The 21,955-nt window shown below is 61.7% G+C and carries 24 protein-coding genes and 2 pseudogenes; 7 read left to right on the forward strand and 19 right to left on the reverse strand.

The features are described from left to right. Positions 1-2 precede the first annotated feature (2 nt). The 3 genes from P1K32_RS16725 to P1K32_RS16735 are packed head-to-tail and all read right to left on the reverse strand — an operon-like array spanning position 3 to position 2,535. Positions 3-776, reverse strand: coding sequence for a metal ABC transporter ATP-binding protein (locus P1K32_RS16725; RefSeq protein ID WP_276252387.1), 774 nt, complete (start codon positions 774-776; stop codon positions 3-5). After that, positions 773-994, reverse strand: a complete 222-nt coding sequence (locus tag P1K32_RS16730; protein ID WP_276252388.1) for a DUF7511 domain-containing protein — start codon at positions 992-994, stop codon at positions 773-775. The genes P1K32_RS16725 and P1K32_RS16730 overlap by 4 nt, the downstream gene beginning before the upstream one ends. Then, positions 994-2,535, reverse strand: a complete 1,542-nt coding sequence (locus P1K32_RS16735; protein ID WP_276252389.1) for a metal ABC transporter solute-binding protein, Zn/Mn family — start codon at positions 2,533-2,535, stop codon at positions 994-996. Before P1K32_RS16735 ends, P1K32_RS16730 begins: the two co-directional genes overlap by 1 nt. Before the next feature lie 219 nt (positions 2,536-2,754). Here P1K32_RS16735 and P1K32_RS16740 point away from each other — a divergent pair, with 219 nt between their 5' ends. Then, positions 2,755-2,889 (forward strand): hypothetical protein, encoded by a 135-nt coding sequence (locus P1K32_RS16740; RefSeq protein ID WP_276252390.1) that lies wholly within the window; start codon positions 2,755-2,757, stop codon positions 2,887-2,889. Between the two features lie 25 nt (positions 2,890-2,914). Here P1K32_RS16740 and P1K32_RS16745 read toward each other — a convergent pair. The 6 genes and pseudogenes from P1K32_RS16745 to P1K32_RS16770 form a co-directional block, all read right to left on the reverse strand. Continuing rightward, positions 2,915-3,004: pseudogene (locus tag P1K32_RS16745) on the reverse strand (SAM-dependent methyltransferase); the annotation flags it as partial. Then, on the reverse strand, positions 3,001-3,267 hold the full coding sequence (locus tag P1K32_RS16750) for an iron-sulfur cluster assembly scaffold protein (protein ID WP_379691590.1): 267 nt from the start codon (positions 3,265-3,267) through the stop codon (positions 3,001-3,003). The gene P1K32_RS16750 and the pseudogene P1K32_RS16745, both read right to left, overlap by 4 nt. Continuing rightward, positions 3,264-4,565 (reverse strand): RNA-guided endonuclease InsQ/TnpB family protein, encoded by a 1,302-nt coding sequence (locus tag P1K32_RS16755; protein WP_276252391.1) that lies wholly within the window; start codon positions 4,563-4,565, stop codon positions 3,264-3,266. Before P1K32_RS16755 ends, P1K32_RS16750 begins: the two co-directional genes overlap by 4 nt. A 183-nt stretch (positions 4,566-4,748) precedes the next feature. Next, positions 4,749-5,321, reverse strand: a complete 573-nt coding sequence (locus P1K32_RS16760) for a MogA/MoaB family molybdenum cofactor biosynthesis protein (RefSeq protein WP_276252392.1) — start codon at positions 5,319-5,321, stop codon at positions 4,749-4,751. Then, positions 5,318-6,685 carry a GTP-binding protein gene (locus P1K32_RS16765; RefSeq protein WP_276252393.1) on the reverse strand — a complete coding sequence of 456 codons (1,368 nt, stop codon included), beginning with the start codon at positions 6,683-6,685 and terminating at the stop codon, positions 5,318-5,320. Before P1K32_RS16765 ends, P1K32_RS16760 begins: the two co-directional genes overlap by 4 nt. Beyond that, positions 6,685-7,902, reverse strand: coding sequence for a GTP-binding protein (locus P1K32_RS16770; protein ID WP_276252394.1), 1,218 nt, complete (start codon positions 7,900-7,902; stop codon positions 6,685-6,687). The genes P1K32_RS16765 and P1K32_RS16770 overlap by 1 nt, the downstream gene beginning before the upstream one ends. A gap of 98 nt (positions 7,903-8,000) precedes the next feature. Between P1K32_RS16770 and P1K32_RS16775 the strand changes: the two genes are divergently transcribed. After that, a complete protein-coding gene (locus P1K32_RS16775) occupies positions 8,001-8,429 on the forward strand; it encodes a CopG family ribbon-helix-helix protein (RefSeq protein ID WP_379691530.1) in 429 nt (142 codons plus the stop codon). A 359-nt stretch (positions 8,430-8,788) separates the two neighbouring features. Here P1K32_RS16775 and P1K32_RS16780 read toward each other — a convergent pair whose 3' ends face one another. The 10 genes from P1K32_RS16780 to P1K32_RS16825 form a co-directional block, all read right to left on the reverse strand. Continuing rightward, a complete protein-coding gene (locus P1K32_RS16780; RefSeq protein WP_276252396.1) occupies positions 8,789-9,178 on the reverse strand; it encodes a CopG family ribbon-helix-helix protein in 390 nt (129 codons plus the stop codon). A 116-nt stretch (positions 9,179-9,294) separates the two neighbouring features. Next, complete coding sequence (locus tag P1K32_RS16785; RefSeq protein WP_276252397.1) at positions 9,295-10,329, reverse strand: metal ABC transporter permease; 1,035 nt, start codon at positions 10,327-10,329, stop codon at positions 9,295-9,297. Then, positions 10,329-11,066, reverse strand: a complete 738-nt coding sequence (locus tag P1K32_RS16790; RefSeq protein ID WP_276252398.1) for a metal ABC transporter ATP-binding protein — start codon at positions 11,064-11,066, stop codon at positions 10,329-10,331. Before P1K32_RS16790 ends, P1K32_RS16785 begins: the two co-directional genes overlap by 1 nt. Further along, entirely contained in the window at positions 11,066-12,187 is a 1,122-nt protein-coding gene (locus P1K32_RS16795; RefSeq protein ID WP_276252399.1) for a metal ABC transporter substrate-binding protein, read from the reverse strand. The genes P1K32_RS16790 and P1K32_RS16795 overlap by 1 nt, the downstream gene beginning before the upstream one ends. A gap of 122 nt (positions 12,188-12,309) precedes the next feature. Next, a complete protein-coding gene (locus tag P1K32_RS16800; protein ID WP_276252400.1) occupies positions 12,310-12,723 on the reverse strand; it encodes a CopG family ribbon-helix-helix protein in 414 nt (137 codons plus the stop codon). A gap of 100 nt (positions 12,724-12,823) precedes the next feature. Then, on the reverse strand, positions 12,824-13,609 hold the full coding sequence (locus P1K32_RS16805; RefSeq protein ID WP_276252401.1) for an ABC transporter ATP-binding protein: 786 nt from the start codon (positions 13,607-13,609) through the stop codon (positions 12,824-12,826). Beyond that, positions 13,600-14,442 carry an ABC transporter permease gene (locus P1K32_RS16810; protein ID WP_276252402.1) on the reverse strand — a complete coding sequence of 281 codons (843 nt, stop codon included), beginning with the start codon at positions 14,440-14,442 and terminating at the stop codon, positions 13,600-13,602. Before P1K32_RS16810 ends, P1K32_RS16805 begins: the two co-directional genes overlap by 10 nt. Further along, positions 14,439-15,464, reverse strand: a complete 1,026-nt coding sequence (locus P1K32_RS16815) for an ABC transporter substrate-binding protein (RefSeq protein WP_276252403.1) — start codon at positions 15,462-15,464, stop codon at positions 14,439-14,441. Before P1K32_RS16815 ends, P1K32_RS16810 begins: the two co-directional genes overlap by 4 nt. A 238-nt stretch (positions 15,465-15,702) precedes the next feature. Then, positions 15,703-16,131 (reverse strand): CopG family ribbon-helix-helix protein, encoded by a 429-nt coding sequence (locus P1K32_RS16820; protein ID WP_276252404.1) that lies wholly within the window; start codon positions 16,129-16,131, stop codon positions 15,703-15,705. Positions 16,132-16,429: 298 nt separating this feature from the next. Further along, positions 16,430-17,146: a helix-turn-helix domain-containing protein gene (locus P1K32_RS16825; protein WP_419181071.1), complete on the reverse strand. Its 717-nt coding sequence runs from the start codon at positions 17,144-17,146 to the stop codon at positions 16,430-16,432. 226 nt (positions 17,147-17,372) lie between these two features. Here P1K32_RS16825 and P1K32_RS16830 point away from each other — a divergent pair, with 226 nt between their 5' ends. The 5 genes and pseudogenes from P1K32_RS16830 to P1K32_RS16850 all read left to right on the forward strand — a co-directional run bounded on the left by P1K32_RS16830 (position 17,373) and on the right by P1K32_RS16850 (position 21,908). Beyond that, positions 17,373-17,495, forward strand: a complete 123-nt coding sequence (locus P1K32_RS16830) for a hypothetical protein (RefSeq protein WP_276252406.1) — start codon at positions 17,373-17,375, stop codon at positions 17,493-17,495. A 127-nt stretch (positions 17,496-17,622) separates the two neighbouring features. After that, positions 17,623-18,510: a sulfurtransferase gene (locus P1K32_RS16835; protein ID WP_276252407.1), complete on the forward strand. Its 888-nt coding sequence runs from the start codon at positions 17,623-17,625 to the stop codon at positions 18,508-18,510. An 82-nt stretch (positions 18,511-18,592) separates the two neighbouring features. Further along, positions 18,593-18,790, forward strand: coding sequence for a DUF8131 family protein (locus P1K32_RS16840; RefSeq protein WP_276252408.1), 198 nt, complete (start codon positions 18,593-18,595; stop codon positions 18,788-18,790). Continuing rightward, positions 18,787-19,566 carry a sulfite exporter TauE/SafE family protein gene (locus P1K32_RS16845; RefSeq protein ID WP_276252409.1) on the forward strand — a complete coding sequence of 260 codons (780 nt, stop codon included), beginning with the start codon at positions 18,787-18,789 and terminating at the stop codon, positions 19,564-19,566. Before P1K32_RS16840 ends, P1K32_RS16845 begins: the two co-directional genes overlap by 4 nt. A gap of 4 nt (positions 19,567-19,570) precedes the next feature. Next, positions 19,571-21,908, forward strand: a pseudogene (locus P1K32_RS16850) (heavy metal translocating P-type ATPase). Positions 21,909-21,955: the final 47 nt, after the last annotated feature.

Genomic DNA, 21,955 nt, shown 5'->3' on the forward strand with positions numbered 1-21,955 from the left:
GGTCAGTGGTCGTGGTGCAAGACGTGCTGGTCTTTTCCGTAGGCTGCCGCGAGGGCGTCTGTCTCGACGAACTCGCTGGGGTCACCATCGAAATACAGCTGGCGGTTGAGACAGGCGATCTCCGTCGCGTACGTCGTGACGACGCCGATGTCGTGTTCGATGAGGACGACTGTGAGCCCGGCCGCGTTCAGATCTTCGAGCAGTCCGTAGAACTCCTCTCTCGATTCGGCGTCGACGCCGACCGTCGGTTCGTCGAGTGCGAGCAGGTCGGCTCCCGAGGCGAGCGCGCGGGCGATGAAGACACGCTGTCGCTGGCCACCGGAGAGGCGGCCGACGCGGCGGGTGTCGAGGTCGGCGATACCGACCTGTTCCATGGCCACCTCGACAGCTCGCCGGTCCTCGGCTGAGAACCGACCGACGAGTCGCTTCGGGTAGCGACCCATTCTGACCACTTCGCGGACGGTGATCGGCATGTCTCGTCCCGCTTCAGTCGCGTCCTGTGCGACGTAGCCGATTCGCTCGCCGTCGTCGAACGCCGCCGCTGGCTCGCCGAACAGCGAGACAGTTCCATCGTCCGGGCGACGGAGTCCGAGCATCAAGTCCAGCAGCGTGCTCTTGCCACTTCCGTTGGGGCCAACGAGTCCGAGGAAGGCACCTGGCTCTACGTCGATAGACACCGAGTCGAGAACGGGAACGTCACCGTAGCTGAAGGAGACATTCCGGACGCTGATGAGCGAACCCGTCGATTCATCTGCCTTGCTGGCGGCCGGCGTCATCTGCATTCCTCCGCATCGACGAAGGAATCACCCGTCGCGGTCATCCAGGCCGTCGTCCGGTACGGCTCTGCCACGTCCGGCGGATACACTGTACAGGCGGTCCCATCGGGCCGGTCGACGACGAGTCCCACGAGGTCCGGCCGTTTCTGGTCGGACGGGCCCGGCTCGGCGTGTCCGTGCCACTCGGGTTCTGGGGTGTTATACCTGGAATCGTTCATTACGCGTCGAGGGCCGTCCTGAGCGTTTCGAGGTTGACGTTCTCCATAATCTCGACGTAGCCCCAGTCTTGGTCAGCCCACTCCTGTGTCTGGCCGGGGATCGGGGTCAGCGGGAGGACTTCGGTGGCATCGGTCTCCGCAACGAGCTGGTCCGCCGCTTCCTGGGACTCCAGCGGGTCGGCACAGACGTACTCGAGGTCGTGTTCAGCGATTATCTCTTGTGCGCGTTCGATATCCTCTGGTGTGGGTTGGTCGTCCGGTGAGAGTCCGGTCAGTGTCTCCACCTCGAACCCGTAGCGCTGGCCGAGATACTGGAAGGCGTTGTGGCCGGCGACGAAGACGACGTCTTTCGAGGCGTTTTCGAGCGTCGACTGGAAGGAACTATCGAGTTCGTCGAGGCGGGACCGATACGAATCGGCGTTGTCGGCGTAGGCACTGGCGTTGTCGCCGTCGACGTCAACGAACCCGCTCCGGATGGTACTTACCGCCTGCTTCGCCCGCGTCGGGTCAAGCCAGAAGTGCGGGTCCTCGCCGCTGTGGTCGTGGCCGTGCTCGTCCTCTCCCTCGTGCGTTCCCGTTTCGTGTTCTTCCTCGTGGTCGTGGTCAGATTCAGATTCGTGTTCGCCTTCGTGGTCATGCTCACCTTCGTGCGTTCCCGTTTCGTGTTCCCCCTCGTGGTCGTGGCCACCAGCGCTCTCGGTCACTTCGGGGTCGACCGACGACTCGCTCTCGTCGGTGAGAGCGGCGTCGAACTCCGACGGGACGTGCTGGCTGAATAGGACGTAGTGACCCGACGACGGGATATCGAGCGTGTACGTCGATGCACCCGAGTCGGCGAACTGGAGATGATAGAGACTCTCCGAGGAAGGGGTGAGCGTGCCACCGGTCTGGACCTCTGAGTGGGCATCGTGGTCCGACTCGTAGAGCGTGTGAGCCGTCTCTTCGACGTGATGGACGCCGTGGTCTCCGCCCTCGTCGGTTTCGAGGACGGCGAGTTGCATCTCGGGGTCCGGCCCCGGTTGGAACGTGTACGTGTACGAGCCTGCATCCAGGTGATAGAGGCCGGCCCATTCCCATGGCGTCTCGCCGCTGTGGTCGTGTTCGCCTTCGGATTCGTGTTCCTCGTCGTGACTCTCTTCTTGCTCAGATCCGTGGTCGTAGCCGCCTTCGATACGGTCGATACCGGAGCCTGCAGCGAGGAGGGAAACGTCGGCGTCGTCGTCACGGAGGGTGGTTACGATGTCGTCTGCCCACGGCTGGAACCCCTCCACCCCGTAGATGAACAGGTCGGATTCGCGAATCGTTCCCTGAATATCCGGCCCCGGTTCCCAGCCGTGGCCGTGTTGCCCGACCGGGACGAGCGTCTCCGCCGTCGTCACGTCCCCGGCGACCTCACTTGCGAAGTCGCCGAACACGAAAAAGGAAGCCTGTGCTGTCGCTTCGCTATTCGAGCTGCCGCCACCCAGGCACCCCGAGATGGCACTGATCGAAGCGGCACTGAGTCCAGTCGCGATGAGTCGTCGTCGAGTGTACTGCGGCATGTATTGTTAACATTAGCAGACTAGATAATAAGGGCTATGATTTTAGACTACTAATTTAATAATAGCAGCTAATTTGAGTTCAGTATTGCTAAAATAGGCTGGCGTAACTAAACCTGTCTCCCAAATTGCCAAACGTTGCTATCACCGGTTCCGTATTACATAAGCGCGAGAAGGGTGCTAACAGGTGTTTAGTAGCTATGGCCCCGAGATACGGTTGCAATGTGTCACTGTTTCAGCGACCTGAGCGAGATGAGCGAGGCAGAGCGAACCGAACTAGTCGAGGAACACTCGACGGACGAACTTCGAGCGGAGTACTCCGCCGAAGAACTAGAGACGCTGGGTGTTACCGCCTGATACGGGTTATTGTAGCGATTACCGAGACGACGTCGACCGATTCGAGCCGGCGCCGACCGCGAACCGTGAGCAGGTCGGTCGCACCCGGTCCCAGCCCATTTCCGTAGAGTGTCATTCGTCGTCCTCGTAGCTCTCGACGCCGTCCTGAACCACTTTTTCCGCGAGCACGGCACACGGTATGCGCATGGGCGTCAGATCGATTCCCAGAAGATTGAGGGCGTCCTCCCGGTCGAGGTCACGAACCTCCGAGAGCGTCATTCCCGGGAGTTCCTCGGCAAGCAGGCTCGCGCTCGCAATGCTGATCGCACACCCCTCTCCAGTGAATGCGACCTCTTCAATCGTTTCACCGTCCTCGGCGAGTCTGAGGTCGAACGTCAGTAACCCACGACTGAAGTCGTGGGCTTGTCAGTGGACTCCCCTTCTGCCGTCGATTCGACGGAGGCGTGGAAATCGCCGTTCAGGTTCAACGCCCCTGACGCAAGCGCACACTGACAGGGTGCGCCTCCACCCGAAGACTTCTGCCCCGAGTGGAGACGGTTGAGTAGTTTCCGAGCGATATTCTTGCTCGCGTTGTAGTCCGCGTTCAGTTCGTACTCGCACTTTTGACACACGAACTGGTGTTTCGACCGCCTATTATTCTCGTGGGTAAACCCGCACGAGGAACACCGCTGAGACGTGTATGCAGGACTCACCTGTGCAACCTCGATACCAATCATCTCGGCTTTGTATTCGACGTACTCGAACAGGCGTCGGAACGCCCATGCGTGGAATCGCTTTGCACCGGCCATCCGCTTGCGAATGTCGGTCAGATTCTCGAACGCGATATGCGTGCATCCGTGGTCGCGGGCTTCTTCGAGAATCTGGTTCGAGGCTTGGTGTAACTCGTCCTGCATCCAGCGGTGTTCGCGGTCTTGCATCGACTGAATCGACAGGTGTGCCGACCGGGTACCTGCTTCTTGCATCGAGCCGCGAGCCCTCTCATATTCTCGCCGCCGATGGTTCATCTCGTCGGCGTTCCCGATGAATTCGCCAGTCGACGTCACGGCGAGCGAGCCGTCCACGTTCAGGTCAACGCCAAGGACTGTTCTGTGCTTGGCGTCCTCAGAAGTAGTCGTAGACGACTCTTGTTCGCCTGCAGTTCGGCGCATCCGTGCGTGGAGGTAGAACGACTCCGTGGCGCGGTCGTACTGCAACGTGGACATTCGGAACTCGTAGTCCTCGTTCAGAAGGTACTCACCAATCGGCGTTCCCTCTGACTCGTCGGGAAGCACGTAGTCGCACTCGACGCGACCGTTTACTGTTGAAAGGGAAACGTAGTCGCGGTGGAACGTCGCTGAACGCTTGTCATAGACGACGCTCCACGCATCGAAGTGCGGTTGACTGGTGGTGTCGCCTTTCTTGAGTCGGGCGACACCGCTTTTTGTAGCTTCGATAGCCCGTCGAATACCCTTCTGGACGAGGTTGGCAGTCAACTCCGTTTCGTTGCGGAGTTGGTCGTAGAGGGCGCGCTCGGCTTTCTGTTTCGAGGTTATGCAGTAGTCGTTCGGGTGTCTCCACGCCCACGCTGCGGTGGTGTTCGCACAGTGGAGAAACTGGTTTTTGGTTTGATGGAGGTCGTCGCACCGCTCGTCGGGTACATCAAGTTTGACTTTGACGGTGCGAATCACATCCTCCATCCGTATTTCACATATCACCGTTATTCTTTATAAAATCTATGACTGGCGTGGTGGAGTCGGGTGGCTATCGCTCGTGGTTTGTTTCGGGTCTTGTCAGATTCCTCCCACGGCTAAAGCCGTGGGCTTCCTCCTTGTGTATCTGTGATCCAGGATCACCTCTTGATACATTTTCGAACCCTCCATCTACTCTCCCTCGTGCCGGGTCGCGAGGCCTGCGAGATGCGATGCCTCTTCGGTTATTAGTTCCGTTGTCGCGAGCGATACGGCGTTCTCACTTCCTGGCAGGACGAACACCGGGATGTCACGGGCGATACCTGCCGTCGCACGGGTCGAGACAATCCGACTCCCCACTTCGTCCCAGGAAAGCCAGCGGAAGGCTTCGCCAAACCCCGGTAGTTCCCGGTCGAAGAGTTCCCCGACCGCGTCGGGGGTTACGTCGTCGGCGGTCACGCCCGTGCCGCCGGTCGTCACGACGACGTCCACGTCCGGCCGGTCCAGACACTCGCTAACGGCGGTCTTGATGCCGAGGTAGTCGTCTGGGACCAGCGTCCGAGCCGTAACGACGTGGCCCGCCTCGACGAGGATACGGGCAATAGCGTCGCCGCTGGGGTCCGGTGGTGCCATTTCGACCGTCCCGCCACGAGAGGATGAGATAGTCACAATTGCGACACCGAGCGGGTCCAGCACGTCGTGCCCGTCGGCATCGCTCGCGCGTCGGTCCTCGAGCGGCGGCAGTTCCCGACGGTTTGCAATCATTGGGTATCACCAATCACGAGCCGCTGTTGCATGGGCGGTTTCGACCAGTCCATCGTCCCCGGGAACGGATTGTCGAACACCTCCCAGTCCTCGTCCATCGCGTCAGCGTCCACGAGACAGTCGTCGAGCCCGTCGACGATGGCGGATTCGTCCATTCCGGCACCGATGAAGACCAGTTTACTCTCGCGGTCGCCCCACTCGTCGTCCCACTGGATATCGGACCGCGATTCGCGGTAGGATGCCTGTCGGGGTTCCGGAAGTGTCGCCGCCCATCGGCCGTTGACATCGACGTGAATCTCCGTCCCGGCCTGGCTCATATCCAGTGCGAACCGCTCGCGACCGGCGACCCACATGTGGCCTTTCGAACGGACGACGGTCTCGGGGAACGAGTCGAGCCACGCGCGGAACCGCTCGGGGTGGAACGGTCGTCTGCGCTCGTAGACGAACGAATCGACACCGAACTCCTCGGGCGGGTGCAGATGGTCGTGTTCGTCGTCGTGGTCGTGTCCCTCATCGTGGTCGTGGACGTGTTCGTCGCCATGGTCGTGGCCGTGTTCGTCGTGGTCGTCGTGGTCGTGACCGTGACTGCCGTCATCCGTGTCGGCGTCATGCTGATGTGATTCGTGGTCCCCACCGGCCTCGTGGTCGGGCGAGAGGGCCTGTTTCCATCGGGAGGCGTAGCTCGCCTCGTTCCGGTCGAACCGACCGGTTCCGAGGACCCGCTCCGGGTCGACAGCGCTGTTGACAGTGCCGACGATGTCGATGTCGGGGTGCAGCGTCCGGAGGACGCGTTCGACGGCCCGTCGTTCCTCTTCGGAGACGAGATCACACTTGTTGAGCACGAGTACGTCACAGAACTCGACCTGTTCGGCGAGGAGGTCGGAGAGTGGCCGTGCGTCGTCATCAGTCGACTTTATCGGGTCGCCCCGGACGAATGCCCGGTAGAACTGCGCGGCGTCGACGACCGTGACGGTCGTGTCGAGCTCGTACAACTGCGCGGCGCGTGCCGGTTCGAGAAACCGCTGTGCGATCGGGACGGGGTCGCTGATACCCGAGGCTTCGATGACCAGGTGGTCGAACTCGGCGTCGAAGGCGAGCCGGCGCAGCTCCTGGTCGAGTTCGTTCTGGAGCCCACAGCAGATGCAGCCGTTCGAGAGCTCCGTGATGCCATCGTCTTCCATCGAGAGTTCGGAGCCGTTCTCGATGAGCTCGGCGTCGACGTTCATCTCGCCGACGTCGTTGACCAGCACCGCGATGTCGTAGCGGTCGCCGCCCACAGTCAGCAGGTGGTTCAACAGCGTCGTCTTGCCGGCACCGAGCCCACCGCTCAGGATGGTGACCGGCGGCTGGTCGTCGATGCTCATCAGTCGTCGGCCAAGGCAAGTTCGCGCTGGTCGTCCGGGCTGAACGGGTCGGGATACGCATCCCAGTCCTCGTCCATCTCAGCATCAGAGAGGACACAGTCGTCCAGCCGGTCGGTCAACGTCTCCTGGTCGAACTCTCGGCCGATGAAGACGAGTTCGGTCCCGCGGTCGCCCCACTGGTCGTCCCAGTCCTCTTTGATACCGGGTCGAGCAGCGAAGTATCGCTCCTGCTCGGCTTCCGGAAGCGTCGCGATCCACGTCCCTTTCGACCCGGCACGGACGGACTGGCCCGCTTTATCCAGCCCCATCGCGACGTCCTCGCGACCAGCCGACCAGAAGAAGCCCTTAGCGCGAACGACACCGTCCGGGAGGTCGGCGAACAGCCGAGCGATTCGCTCCGGGTGGAACGGTCGGTCGGCGTCGAAGATGAACGAGGTGACGCCGTGTTCGTCGGCGGCCGACTCGTGATGGTGACCGTGCTGGAGTTCTCGCTTCCAGCCGGCCGACTGACTGGCCTCGTCGAAGTCGAATCGGTCTGTGGCCAGTATCTCCGTCGGGTCGACGGCACCGTGTTCCGTCCGAATTATTTTCGCCCGTGGTTGGAGCGCCTGCAGGACTGCCTCCATCTCTTCCAGTTCCTCGTCGGGAACGAGGTCACATTTGTTGAGCAGGAGGACGTCACAGAACTCGATCTGGTCCATTAACGCCTCCTCGGGGACACGATTGCCCTGCGGTTCGATGTCGTCGTCGGTGAGCGCCTGGCCCGAGTCGAAGCCCTGCCAGAAACTGTGTGCGTCGACGACGCTGACCATCGTATCGAGTTCGTAGACGCCCGTGGGGTCGAACTCCGCGTCCTCGAACCCGCGAGCGAATGTCTGGGCCACCGGGATGGGTTCGCTGATACCGGAGGACTCGACGAGCAAGTAGTCGAAGTCCCGCTGGTCGGCCAGCCGGCCAACCTCGTCCAGCATGTCGCCCCGCAGGCGACAGCAGATACAGCCGTTCGACATCTCGATTATCTCCTCGTCGCTCTGTGAGAGTTCGGACTCGCGCTCCACGAACTCCGCGTCGACGTTCACCTCGCCCATATCGTTGACCAGGACGGCGGCGTTCAGTTCCCCTTCGCTCGTCAGCACGTGATTGAGCGTCGTCGTCTTGCCAGCACCGAGACTACCGCTCAGAATCGTCACCGGAATCGGGGTGTTGCTCGAAGCCATACCTGAGTTATGAATCTACTAGATTAAAATACTAATTATTATGCTGTTCTGGCCACAGTCATAATAGCAATTATCAAATTAGGATTCTGAATTATTGTATGAGCGTTGTGAGCATCTCGATGTCCGAGGCGCTACTCGACCGCCTCGACACGTTCGCCGACGAGCACGGATACAGCGGTCGCAGTGAAGTCTTCCGAGAAGCCTCACGGACACTGCTCGAAGAGTTTCAGCAGGGAGCTACCGACGGCAGTGCCCACTCCTGCACGGTGACAGCAGTGTTCGACTACGGCCAGTCAGCAGTGCAACAGCAGCTGACTGGGATACGACACGAGAACGACGGCATTGTCTCTGGAACGACGCACGCACACGTCAGCAACGAGTACTGCATCGACTTGTTCGTGCTCAGCGGAACTATCGAAGAGATAGCCGGGTTCGTCAATACGGTTCGCGCGGTGCCCGACCTTCGGACGGTCGAGTATTCGATACTACCGCTCGGTGTCGAGCTCTCCGAGCAAGCCCTTCAGTAGAGTACGCTCAGCGTATCACAGAGAGAACCCCAACCCTGGGCCGAACACCCGAAAGTGGTCGATACAGGTGGTGCAGTGACCGGTGAGCATTCGCGCGAACGGAGTGAGCGCGATGCACTGAACGCTCGGCTTCGCCTCGCGTTCAGCCTTTTTAGCGTAGATTTTTCCGCCGAGTGGGTTGCGGGCCGACGGCCCGCAACCGAACGACGTAGCGGCTTCGCCGCCACGCGGTTCCCGCAGCGAACGAAGTGAGCGAGGAAACCCGAGGCGGAAAAAGGTACGTTTGCAGGCCTATCGAGCAACCAACTCAATCAGCTATCGACGAAAGAATCTCGTGAGTCTATGATACGTCTACGGCGTCAGTGTTCGGCGAGCAACATTAGTTTGACCCGACTCACAGCATCGAAATCGCGGAGCCGATAGGTGAGCTGCCGGACACGTTCGGCCGGACCGCGACAGAACACCGTCTCGAGACACCACTCGCCCTCGTGAATATGGTTCGTCGTCGTGATGACGTCTTGGAACTGGTGTTGCACGTCGTGGACGTCCTCGATGACGGCCTCGTGGGTGTAATCGAACGCGATAGCGACCACGACGTCGCCCTCGATATCTTCGAGTCGTGTGTGTGCCTCGATATACTCCTGCATCGCTTCGCGGACACCGCGTGAACGCGAATCCAGCCCCTCTTCTTGCCAGGTGTCGTCGAATTCTTCGATCAAGTCGTCGGGAATATTGAAGCTCGTTCGCACAGTGACTCACCCGCCTGGAAGTCGGCGTCGCTGACACCCACCGCTCGCAGCGGTTCGGGCAGTACACAGCTGTGACCAGCGACGCACAGGCCCGGTTCGACGCCGTCGGACCCCGGTCATTCGTCGTCTCCACCGTCCGGTTTGACAGTCTTCGAGGGAGACCTCGACACGTCTCGATTGTGCTTCCGACGCGCCTGCTCCCGTCGGAGTCGAACACCGACTTTCGCCGCGGCGTAGATGCCGATTGCGACGAGGACAATCGCACCACCCGCTGCGATATCGTAGATGTACGACAGTGTCACACCGATCGTTGTCGCGAGGAGGCCCGCACACACCGCAGCCCCGACCGAGCGCTTGAAGCCACGCACAGGTGTCGCTGCGGCCACCGGAATAACGAGCATCGCGGCGACCAGGATGACGCCCATTATCTGCATCGCCCCGACGACGACGACAGCCGTCAGAACGGCGAGCAACTGGTTGTAGCGAGTGACGTTGAGGCCTGCTGCACGTGCACCGACCTCGTCGAAGGTGACGTAAACGAGTGGTCGATACGCAACGGTGGCGACGACTACCACGACTGCACTCAAGACCAGCAAGATTCCCGCGTTTAGCCGGGAGACAGTCGCGAGCGAGCCAAAGAGGTAGGCGTTGATGCCGACGGAGATACCCCCGTCAGTCGCGGTTATGAGGACGCTCCCCACCGCGAACGACCCCGTCAGCACGATAGCCAGTGACGTGTCCCGATAGGCGCCGGCGTAGTCGACCAGCGTCTGGACGAGCAACGCGGCGACGGCGGCGACGAACAGGGCCGAAAGCAGCGGTGGGACCACGACCGAATACGCGGCGTTGACGAACAGCCCTACAGCGACACCGGCAAAGGCTGAATGTGCGAGGGTATCTCCAATCATCGCCATCTCCCGGTGGACGAGGAAACTCCCGACGAGTGGCCCGATGACAGCGATACAAATTGCTGCCAGATAGGCCCGTTGCATGAACGCGGAGCTCAGTATACCGATGCCAGTGAGCTCGGCGAGCAGGTCGAGGACGGTTCCCCACAGATCGTCGAGGAGGAACCGCAGAATCCGGTCGACAGTGCCGACCTGTCCGGGAGCCAGAAGCTGACCGAGTCCGGAAAAGAGAAGCGCTATCATCAGTGGTGGTGTTCGAGGACGGAGGTTGCGCCACCGTAGGCGTCCGCCAGCGCGTCGGTGTCGACGAACGCCTCGGGGTCGCCGTGGAAGAACAGCTCCCGGTTGAGACAGGCAATCTCCGAGGCGTGTGTCGTGACGATACCGATGTCGTGTTCGATGAGGATGATAGTGATTCCGTCCTGGTTGAGTTCGTGAAGCAGGTGATAAAACGCGTCCCGTGACTCCGCGTCGACGCCGACTGTCGGCTCGTCCAGTGCGAGCAGGTCCGCCTCGGAGGCTAGCGCCCGGGCGATAAAGGCACGCTGGCGCTGTCCGCCCGAGAGCCGGCCGATGCGACGGTCGGCGAGGTCAGCGATATCGACCCGGGCGAGCGCGGCGTCGACTGCGTCGCGGTCCGCACTCGTGAACCGTCCGGTCAGGTTGTGCGGATATCGCCCCATACGGACGGCTTCCCGGACGGTAATCGGCATCTCGCCTGTCGTGTTCGTCACGTCCTGTGGGACGAACCCGATTCGTTCGCCGTGGCTGGACTCGTGGGCCGGATCGCCAAACAGTGTCACCGTCCCGCTGTCGGGGCGACGCAGCCCGATCATCAGTTCGAGCAGCGTCGTCTTCCCCGAACCGTTCGGGCCGACGAGCCCGAGGAACTCGCCCGCCTCGACGTCGACCGTCACCCCCTCGACGACCGGGGCGTCGCCGTAGGCGAACGTGACGTCACTGACTTCGAGGATGGCCATTATGCGTCGAGTGCGCGCTCCAGCGTAGGAAGGTTTACGTTTTCCATGACCTCCACGTAGCCCCAGTCCTCGCTCTCCCACTCCTCGGTCAGCCCCGGCATCGCAGTCAGGGGCAGGACCTCTTTGGCGTCGGTTTCCGCGACGAGTTGCTCTGCGGCCTCCTGGGATTCAAGCGGGTCCGCACAGATGTACTGCAGCCCGTGGGTTTCGATGACCTCCTGTGCACGGTCGATATCCCGAGCCGTCGGGCTGTCGTCAGGCGAGACATTGGTGAGCGCCTCGATTGTGACACCGTACTGGTCACCGAAGTACTGGAACGAGTCGTGTCCCGCTATAAGGAGCACGTCCTGTGACGCCTCGGCGATGAGCGTTTCTACCTGTTCGTGGAGCGCGTCGAGCTCGTCGCTGTAGGCCTGTGCGTTCTCGACGTAGGCATCCTCGTTGTCGGAGTCGACATCGACGAATCCGTCCCGGACCGTCTCGGTCGCCGCTTTCACCCGGAGTGGGTCCATCCAGAAGTGCGGGTCCATGGACCCGTGGTCGTCCTCATCGTCTTCTTCGTGCTCGTCGTGGTGTTCCTCTTCGCTGTGGTGTTCCTCTTCGCTGTGGTGTTCCTCTTCGCTGTGGTGTTCCTCTTCGCTGTGGTGTTCCTCTTCGCTGTGGTGTTCCTCTTCGCTGTGGTGTTCCTCTTCGCTGTGGTGTTCCTCTTCCTCCTCCTCGTGCTCGCCGTGGTTGTGGTCCGCTCCGGCCTCAAGGAGGTCCAGTCCCGAGGTGACGTCCACCGCGTTCAGGTCCGGGGCATCGACATCGATGTCAGTGAGTATATCATCGACCCAGGGCTGAAATCCCTCCATCCCGTGCAGTAACAGCTCGGCGTTGTTGATGTCTTCACGGACACTCGGTCCGGGTTCCCACCCGTGACCGTGCTGTCCGACCGGCACGAGGAGATTCGTCGACGTCGTGTCGCCGGCGACGTGTGCAGCGATATCCCCGAACACGAAAAATGAAGCCTGTGCTGTCTCTGATTCGGACGACGCTCCATCACCGATACAACCGGCGAGTGCGCCCGTACCGGCTGCCGCCGCCGTCGAGGCCAGCAACTGCCGTCTGGTGAGTTTCATAGGTAGTTGTTAATTCTGTATTCGAGTATAATAATCCTTCTATTCAAACTCATGGGCAATACTAATAGATATTATCTATATCTAATCGATTGTGATAGTGGCCGCTGCCCGATATACCGTCGCTATGCCTCCGTAGAGCAGTCTGTGGCTGTGTGAGCGACCGGAACCAGTGTGTAATCTACAGAAACGTCCTCGTCGGCCCCCCTGACGGTCGCAACGAACGACATGAACACGTCGTACTCTGCTTCGAGGACGAATGTCTCTACACAGCCTGTGGCCCCTTTGAGGCAGTTGTGTGAGTTAGAGAGAATCGCCACCTCGAACTCGTGACGGATATCCATCATCCGGCGTTCTATCGCTGGTTCGTCGTATCCAAACACTGCAGAGACTGTCGCTAGGACTCGCTGCCCCTCGTATTCGGTCTGCTGATACTCTTCGAGCAATGACTGACACGCTTCTCGAATGACCTCACTGCGTCCGCTGTACCCGTGTTCTTTGGCGAACGTATCGAGGTCGTCCCGGAGACGCTCCGTCATCGAGGAACTGACGATGGGCATATATTAAAATATAAGTCGAAGATAATAGAGATAACGTTTTGAGAATTTGGAGTTAATAATTTTTGCCTTTTATACTCTCTTAACTAGTGTCAGTTACGTGGCTGAATTCAGCCCGGATACATGCGACGTAGTCGACGAACTCCTGGGACGTCCGCTCGCGGGGGCGGTCAACGTCGACGGTCACTGTCGACTGAACGGACCCAGGGTCGTCATCTAGCACCACGATTCTGTCGGCTAGTTTCACCGCCTCGTCGATATCATGGGTGACGAAGACGACCGTCTGTTGGGTTTCGGCCCAGATATCGAGCAGTTCCTCGTGCAGTCGGTCCCGGGTACGGGCGTCTACGCTGCCGAAGGGCTCGTCGAGCAACAGTATCTCCGGGTCGACGGCGAGCGCACGAGCGATACCGACGCGTTGTTTCATTCCCCCGGAGAGTTCCTTGGGATACGCGTCTTCGAACTCCGACAGGCCAACGAGGTCGAGAAGCTCCCGTATGCGCTGTTCGCAATCGGGACACTCACACGCTGGCCGGTCGAGGCCAAAGCGGATGTTCCCCCGGACCGTCCGCCACGGGAACAGCGCATACTCCTGAAAGACCATTCCCCGGTCCAGCCCGGGGTCGGTGACCCGGTCCCCGTCGACCAGAATCGAGCCACTGTCGGCATCTTCGAGGCCCGCTATTGTCCGCAACAGCGTCGTCTTGCCACAGCCCGACGGGCCGACGATACAGCAGAATTCACCCTCGCGAACGGAGAGGGAGACGTTCGAGAGTGCCTGAACGGAGTCGTAGGCCTTACTGACGCCGTCGACGACGATTTTCCGACCGGAGTCGGCCGGCTCCGACGACTGGTCACTTAGCGCCACGCGAGAGCCCTCCGTTCGAGCAGCCGAAAGCCGACGTCCATCGTGAGAAAGGCGAGACTGATGAGAAACATGTACGCGACGCTGGTCTCCATTGCAAGGTTGTTCGCGGCGTTGATGATCTCGTAGCCGACACCGGGCGCTCCAAACAGTTCGGCCCCGACGACAATCATCCAGCAGCGTCCGATACTTGTCCGGAAGCCCGTCAACAGTTGCGGGGCGGCACTCGGGAGTGCGACCAGCTTCAGCATCGAGAGGTCACGTTCGACGCCTAGCGTTGAGGCGGCATCGGTCAATTCGTCGGAGACGCCCTCGACACCGCCGTAGGCAGCGTAGAAGTTGATCCAGAACGCGCCGACGAAAACGATGAAAGCCGCACCAGTGTGGTGAATACCGAACCAGACGATAGCGAAGACGACCCACGCCAGCGGTGGAATCGGCCGCAGTACTCGGACGAGTGGGCGAAGCCAGTCGTCCAGCACGCCGTGCCAGCCCATCGTCAGCCCGAGGCTACTGCCACAGACGGCACCCAACAGCAGGCCCGGGATGTAATGAAACAGCGTCTGTGTGAGATGTGCGAGTCCCGTCGGTAAGACGAGCTCCAGTCCGGCGAGCGGGGCGACGATTCGTGTCGAGGTCGTGAACAACTCGACGAAGGCGCGTGCGGAGTCGACGGGCCCCGGGACCAGGTACGACGGCTGCGTCGTCAGCGCGCCGACCCACCAGACGGCTAGGAATATCGATAGACCACCGAGACCACGGAGATATCGCGGCATATCCCACTCGACGCCCGTCTCCAGCAGCGTCTCGGAACCGGTGTCGGTCGGCGTGGTCATGAGTCGATAGCGTCGTAGGGGCCAAAGGCGAACAGGTCCTCGGTGGGAATCGGCTCGTCGATATTTCCGACGTTCGCGACGAACTCACCCATCGTCGCGGTCTGGTCGGTGATAGTATGCGGATCCGAAATGAAATCCGACGCCTGTGACTCGATGGCGGCTTCGGCGAGTTCGTCGCTCACACCCGAGCCGATGACCGACGCGGCGTGACTCGCGGCCTCGTCCGGCGAGTTCCCGGTGAACTCGGTGGATGCGGTGTGCTGCTCGACCAGCGATTGTGCGATATCACTCGCGTCGATGACCCGTTGATTCGCGTAGAGGACCGTCACCGGATGGTTCTCCAGGACATTCCCCGACCATTCGAGCTCCGCGTATTCGTCTTCCCGACCGATTATCGTCGCGAACGGCTCCTGAATTATCGTCGCATCGATATCGCCCGACTGGATCGTCTGGACGGCCTTCGCCGGTGGGACTTTCGACTTGTCGATGACGGCGTCCATCTCGCCCGCACCGAGGTCCTCCTGAATCCAGTAGCGTACGACGATATCGGGGACACTCCCGTCCGGCGGTGCACCCAACCTGACTTTCCGGTCGTTCTCGCGCTCGAAGCGGTCGAAAACGGCTGGGCCGTCTTGCTCGTACAGTTCGACGAGTTCGCTCGTTCCCATGATCTTGAACCCGTTTCGTGAATTCGCAGCGAGAACGCCTGCCTGTGTTCCTCTGTCGGCGAGTACCATCGCCGGAGTGATGCCAAATAGCGCGACATCGACGTCACCGCTGGCAAACGCCGTGACAACGCTCGGTCCGGAACTGAAGCGCTCGACAGTGACCTCCGCTGGGACGTCCTCGTAGTACCCCTCTCGTTCCATCACGTAGTGTTGCATATTCGGGTAGATGGGGACATATGCGACAGTCATGGAATCGAGCGAACCAGTACCCTGCCCGAGACAGCCAGAGAGCGTCGTCGCAATCGCACTAGCGCCGGCCGTCTGGAGCAGTCCTCGCCGCGTGATATGTGCCATCAGTATTGTTAAACTCCGACTTCAATATAATAATACCTGTGATTTTGGCCTTCGCGAATAACATAACTGGCACATCATAGGCGCCCCTCTCGTTTTCTCTCGAGACTGACGGGGCATGATACGGAGCGGACACCGACGCTGCCGTTCCTTCTGGGACTCGTTCAGCTGTGGCTGGCAGCGAAGCTACCGAAATTCTGTATAGGAGCCTCCAAACGGTCGATTTGCCGCGAACGGAAACTCAGTTCATGTCCGCGAGCGGCCCGAAATCGTCGACGGGCAGCACGGAGTAGTCGATAGTCAGCGTATCTTTGGTCGCGCGGATCTTCCCGACAAACGTGGATATCTCTTCGAGCGAGCCTTCGAGGACGAACAGCTCCATGCAGTGGTGACCACCGACGTGACTGTGGAAGTTCGACGCGACGATGCCCTCATGTTCGTGGCGGAGATGCATCATCTTCTCTTCGACGCTCGTCGTCTCGTAGTCGAAGACGACAGTGACGACACCCATGAGGTCTCTGTCTTCGAGTTTTTTGTCCTCGAACTCTCCGAGCAGATTACGGCTTGCCTCTCGAAGAACTTCACTGCGACCCGTGTATCCGTGGTCCTCGGCGAACTGGTCGATGCGGTTCAGCAGTTCTTCCGGCATCGAGACACTTACAACACTCATATAACAAGATAGGCCGCCTCAAATATTAAAGGTTATTATACACAGCGCGGTGGTTGCGGTAATCACGGGCGAGTCACTCATCGCGACAGCAAGAGATCAGCACACATAGAGACGCCAAGCGTTGCAAGGTGGTGGACTATGTTCAGCTCCGCTACGTCGGAGGATCTGGCTTCTCGAACGGTTCACGTTCTTGAGCGGGCCAGGAGCCGCTCGTGACACCGTGGGCTTCGAGCGCCGACCAGCGACTCGCTCTGCGCGAGAGGCCCGACTCGAGAGCCAGCGCTGCGACCCTCGCTGGTCAGTTGACAGACATATATTCCTCGACGAGTGCCGCCTCCGCCTGTCGCAGCCTGTACGAGACCGTCGAGCGGGGCCAGTCCAGTTCCGCGGCGAGCTCGTCGAGGGTCGTCTGGCGTGGCGTTTCGTAATACCCTTTCTCCGCCGCAAGTTCGAGCACACGGCGCTGTTCGGGTCGAACAGAGATCGAGTCGAAGAGCGCGAGCAAGGGGCCCGACGCGTCGCTGACGTGGTCGAAGTGAAAGGAGAGTCCGTCCTGGAAGAGGCTGCCGAGAGTGTCGTACAGCATCCCGACCTTCTTTTCGTCCTCCATGAGGATTCGCCAGCGTTCCGTGTTGCCGTTACGGGTGACCTCGAAGAGCAACGCACCTGTGATATACCGGTTCGTGATCGTCGGTATCGAATCGCAGTGGATGAGCTGTTCGAAGTAACTGTAGACGAGACTCCGTCGCGAACCGTTCTCGAGCACGTCACTGTAGCGGCGCCCACCACAGGCGCGGTCACTGATAGTCAACTGATCGTACGTCGAGTCAGTTAACAAAGCCGTCGCCTGTTCGACGACTGAAGAAGGGCCCGTTATCCGGTCTAGCTGCCAGAGCTGTGCGTTACCCATCGAACAGAGAAACGTCGTCGACCGGGCGTCCGGCGTCTCGATGAACAGGTCCATCAACTCGTCGGCATCAGGTTCGTACCGGATTTCAAAGACGAACTCCCGCATCTGTGCCCACTTACGTGTCGAGCGTACAGTCAATTTCGGTTCGCATCTTCGCCACCGGCGGCCGCAGGTGCGCACCGATACTCGCCGTACGTGGGTGGCGAATACCGTCTATTTGGTATAGCCAGCACCACGAGCGGATGACCTGCGAGTGGGCGGACGGTGACCGGACAGGGACATTGTCGCTTGACAACGAAGGGTTCAGAAAGCTGGAGATATTAGATCGGATATGGGCAGTTCCACCGCTGACGGCTCGCTCCCGTGGTTCGTCAAAGGCATTATCGGTATCGCAGTGCTGGTCGCCATTTTTATCATCGGCATCGATTTGCTCACCTTCGCTGCGGCCTGGTAACCGCGTCTGTCGTCGCCGGAGTAGTGCCGTCCGACAGCGGTATTGTCAGGCGACAGAGATAACCTTAAGTAACAGAATCCGATTACCTTAGTTAGGTCAGCACGAGAGTTGACCCAGTGTGCCGAGAATGACTCCCCAGTCGAAATACGCCCAACCGTCCGTGGCAGACGCACTTGTCACGCCAGGGTGGCTCGAAGAACGGCTCGAAACGGTCGCAGCCGACGATCCCGAGCTCCGCCTGATCGAGGTCGATCTGAACACCGACTTCTACCAGCAGGGACACATTCCCGGTGCCGTCTGTATCGACTGGCGACGCGAGTTACAGCACGAGATAAAAAGAGATTTGCCATCGAAGGAAGCGTTCGCGGACCTCCTCGGTACCCATGGCATGACCGAAGATTCAGCGATCGTGTTGTACGGGGACAACTCGAACTGGTTCGCCGCGCATCTCTACTGGATGCTCACCTACTACGGACACGACGATGTGTATCTCCTCGACGGTGGTCGGAAGCACTGGCTCGAATCGGGGCGACCGACGACGACCAGTGTGCCGTCGTACACGCCGCGCTCGTATCGTCCGGACGGGCCTTTCGAGAGCGTGAGAGCGTATCAACACGACGCCGAGCGTGCGCTATCCAAGCCGACGGAACTCGTCGACGTCCGGCTGCCCGGGGAGTACGAGGGAGCGCTCATCACGCCGCCGGGAATGAACGAAACCGCCCAGCGGGGTGGCCATATCCCCGGCGCGAAGAATATAGTCTGGTCGGAAAATCTCCAGTCTGATGGGCGGTTCAAATCAACCGAGACACTCGCGGATCTCTACCGAACTCGGGGAATCGATAGGGACAGCGATGTCATCGTCTACTGCCGAATCGGTGAGCGGTCGTCGCTGACGTGGTTTGTGCTATCTGAACTACTGGGGCACCCCTCAGTGCGGAACTACGACGGTGCGTGGATCGAGTGGGGCAACCTCATCGGTGCCCCCATCGTTACCGGTCCCACTCCTGGCGAGTAGTTGCCACTGCCGGCATGTCGCCACGGCGGACTTGTCACAGGACAACCAGGGGTCTAAGTCAGGGAGGGCGTGACTTTCCGATATGCTCTCGGAGCCTGTCTCGCGATTGCCACTCGTCGGGCTGCTCGCGATTCCGTTCGCGGTCGCATTTGTCGTCGCCCTCGAACCGGTCGCCGTCCTGGCGGTTGTCAATACGGTCCTCATCGTCGTCGCGGTCCGAATCATGTTCGGGTCCGACGACCTCGAATCCATACAGCGCGGGTTGTCCCGGATACGATGATGGCCGGCGGCCACGGCGTGGGTGCTGTCACCGGCGACGTCGGTCTCGTTGTCTTCGCCCTCGTCGGACTGCTCGGCGGCGCGCATTGTCTTGGAATGTGTGGCCCGCTGGTCACGCTGTACGCCGACCAGCTGGGCGACGACGGCCCGGTCTCGTGGGGCGAAATCCGCCAGCATCTGCTGTTTAATTTCGGTCGGACGGTGAGTTACGCGCTTATCGGGGCGCTCATGGGGCTGCTCGGAACCGTCGTCTACGACACTGCAGCGGTCGTCGCACTGGCCGACAACGTCCGGGCCGTCGCCGGCATCGCCGTCGGTGGGTTCATCATCGTGACCGGTGGGATGTATCTCCGGACCGGGACGACAGCCGGCGCCGTGGGCCGCCTCGGGTCCGGGTCGCTGTTCCAGCGACTCAGTATGGGGCTTCATCAGCACGTCGAGCGGTGGGTCGGCGGGCCGCGTATCGTCGCGCTGGGCGCGGTGCACGGCCTCCTCCCGTGTCCGCTGCTGTATCCGGCGTTTCTGTACGCCTTTGCCGTCGGCTCGCCGGCCTACGGCGCGCTCGCGCTGTCGGTACTCGGACTCGGAACCGTCCCCGCGGTGTTCGGATACGGCGTCGCGTTCAATTCGATACCGCCCCGATTTCAGTCCCGGCTGCATCGCACGCTCGGCGTCGTCTTCCTCGTCCTTGGATACCTGCCGCTGTCGCACGGACTGATAATTCTGGGATTCGACCTCCCACACCCGTCGATTCCCATATATCAGCCCCTGGGGTGATTCAGTGGGCGACTGCACACTCTGTGGGCTGCCGACGCCGAATCCGCCACACACCGCCTCGGACGTCGACGGCAAGTACTGCTGTCAGGGCTGTCTCACCGTCGCTGGGACACTATCGGAGCACCCGAGCGACGCCGACGTGGAAGAGGAACTCGACACCGGCCCGGCGACGGCGGACGTCGATGGAGACGAGGCATACCTCGACGTCTCGGGGATGCACTGTGCGACCTGCGAGCAGTTCCTGGAGACGACGGCGACCGACCTCGACGGCGTCCGCGCGGCCGAAGCGAGCTACACGTCGGGGATGGTACAGGTCGTTTACGACGCGGACCGAACGGACGCCGCGGCCGTGGCCGAGGGCGTCACGGCTTACGGCTACGAAGCCCGCGAACACACGACCGACGAACCGGACGACGACTACCGGACCGAAGGGCGACTGCTCGTCGGCGGCTTTTTCGGGATGATGGTGATGATGTGGTACGTCCTCTTTCTCTACCCGGTCTATCTCGGCGTCGGGCCGGCCGGTGGTCTCGTCGACCTCTCGGGGCCGGCCGGCGGGTTCCTGCTTGCGAACGTCTGGGTCATGGCGACCGTCGTCCTGGGGTATACGGGCTATCCGCTCCTCCGGGGGGCCCTGGTCAGCCTCCGGGTCGGCCAGCCGAACATGGACCTGCTGGTCGCCGTCGCGGCGACGACGGCCTACGCCTACAGCACGCTCGCGATGGCGCTTGGCCACGTCGACGTCTACTTCGACATCGCCATCGTGGTAGTGCTCGCCGTCACCGTCGGGGACTACTATCAGGAGCGGGTCCGGCGGCGGGCCACCGGCCGGCTCGCTGAAATCACTGACGAGCGCAGTGATACGGCCCGGCGTCGCACCCCGACGGGCACGGAGACGGTCCAGCGGGACGCGGTCGAGGGCCACGACGAACTGGTAGTTCGGGAGGGCGAGCGGGTCCCCGTTGACGGCCGCGTCGTCGACGGGACGGGCGCAGTCGACGAGGCGCTGGTCACGGGGGAATCGCTCCCGGTCTCGAAGGCACCAGGCGACGAGGTCATCGGCGGCGGGGTCCTCGTCGACGGCGGGCTGGTCGTGCGCGCCGACGCGGAGCCGACGAGCACCGCCGACCGACTGGTCGAGACCCTGTGGAACGTCCAGAGCGCCGCGGCCGGCCCCCAGCGGCTCGTCGACCGTATCGCGGCGGTGTTCGTGCCGCTCGTGTTCGCCCTCGCGGGCTTGACGACCGTCGGTCATCTCGCCGTCGGGGCGGGCGCTACTCCGGCGTTGCTGACCGGGCTGACGGTCCTCGTGGTCTCGTGTCCGTGTGCGCTCGGGCTGGCGACACCGATGGCGGTGGCCGCCGGCATACGCGACGCGCTCGCAGACGGCGTCGTCATCACCGACAGGGACGTCCTCCAGACGGCCCCCGAGATAGAGACGGTCGCGTTCGACAAGACCGGGACGCTGACCACCGGCGAGATGACGGTGCGAGACGTCGTGGGTGACGAGGCGACACTGGCCTACGCCGCAGCGGTCGAGCAGTTCGCGACCCATCCCGTCGCCGAGGCCATCGTCGACGCAGGCGACCCCCGTGACGACCCAGTCACCGACTTCGAGAACTACCCCGGACAGGGCGTCGGCGCGACTGTCGGGGACCGGGACGTGCTGGTCGGCGGGCACGGCCTGCTTGCCGACCGCGGCTGGACAATTCCGTCGGAGCTCGAAGAGCGCTACCGCTCGGCGCCAGCCGCGACCGTCCCGAGCTACGTCGGCTGGGACGGCCGTGTCCGGGGGTCGTCGTCGCCGGCGACGAGTTCCGGCCCGAGTGGGAGTCCGTCGTCGGGGAACTGGCCGAGACACACCGCGTCGTCGTCATCACCGGTGACGACCCGGATGCCGCCCGCCCGCTCGAGGACGACCCCGCCGTCGACGAGGTGTTCGCGGGTGTCCCCCGGAGGCCAAGGCGGCCGTCGTCGAGCGGCTGACGGCGACGGAGACAGTGGCGATGGTCGGTGACGGGAGCAACGACGCGCCCGCGCTCGCCGCCGCCGACGTCGGTATCGCGATGGAGCGTGGCACCCGCCTCGCCGTCGACGCGGCGGACGTGGTGGTCACGACCGACTCGCTGACACCGGTGCCGTCTGTCTTCGATACGACTCGCGGAACCCGCCGGCGCGTCCGCGAGAACCTCGGCTGGGCGTTCCTCTACAACGGAATCGCCGTCCCGCTGGCGGTCGCCGGACTTCTCAACCCCCTGTTCGCGGCCGTCGCGATGGCGACGAGCAGCCTGCTCGTGGTGCTCAACTCGACGCGGGCCGTCACCGACCGCGGGGGTGGCTGACCGGCGGTCGCCGACGGATTGTCCCGTGACAAACTAGGGTTCAAGTC

Source organism: Haloarcula rara (assembly GCF_029338235.1).
GTDB classification, from domain to species: Archaea; Halobacteriota; Halobacteria; order Halobacteriales; family Haloarculaceae; genus Haloarcula; species Haloarcula rara.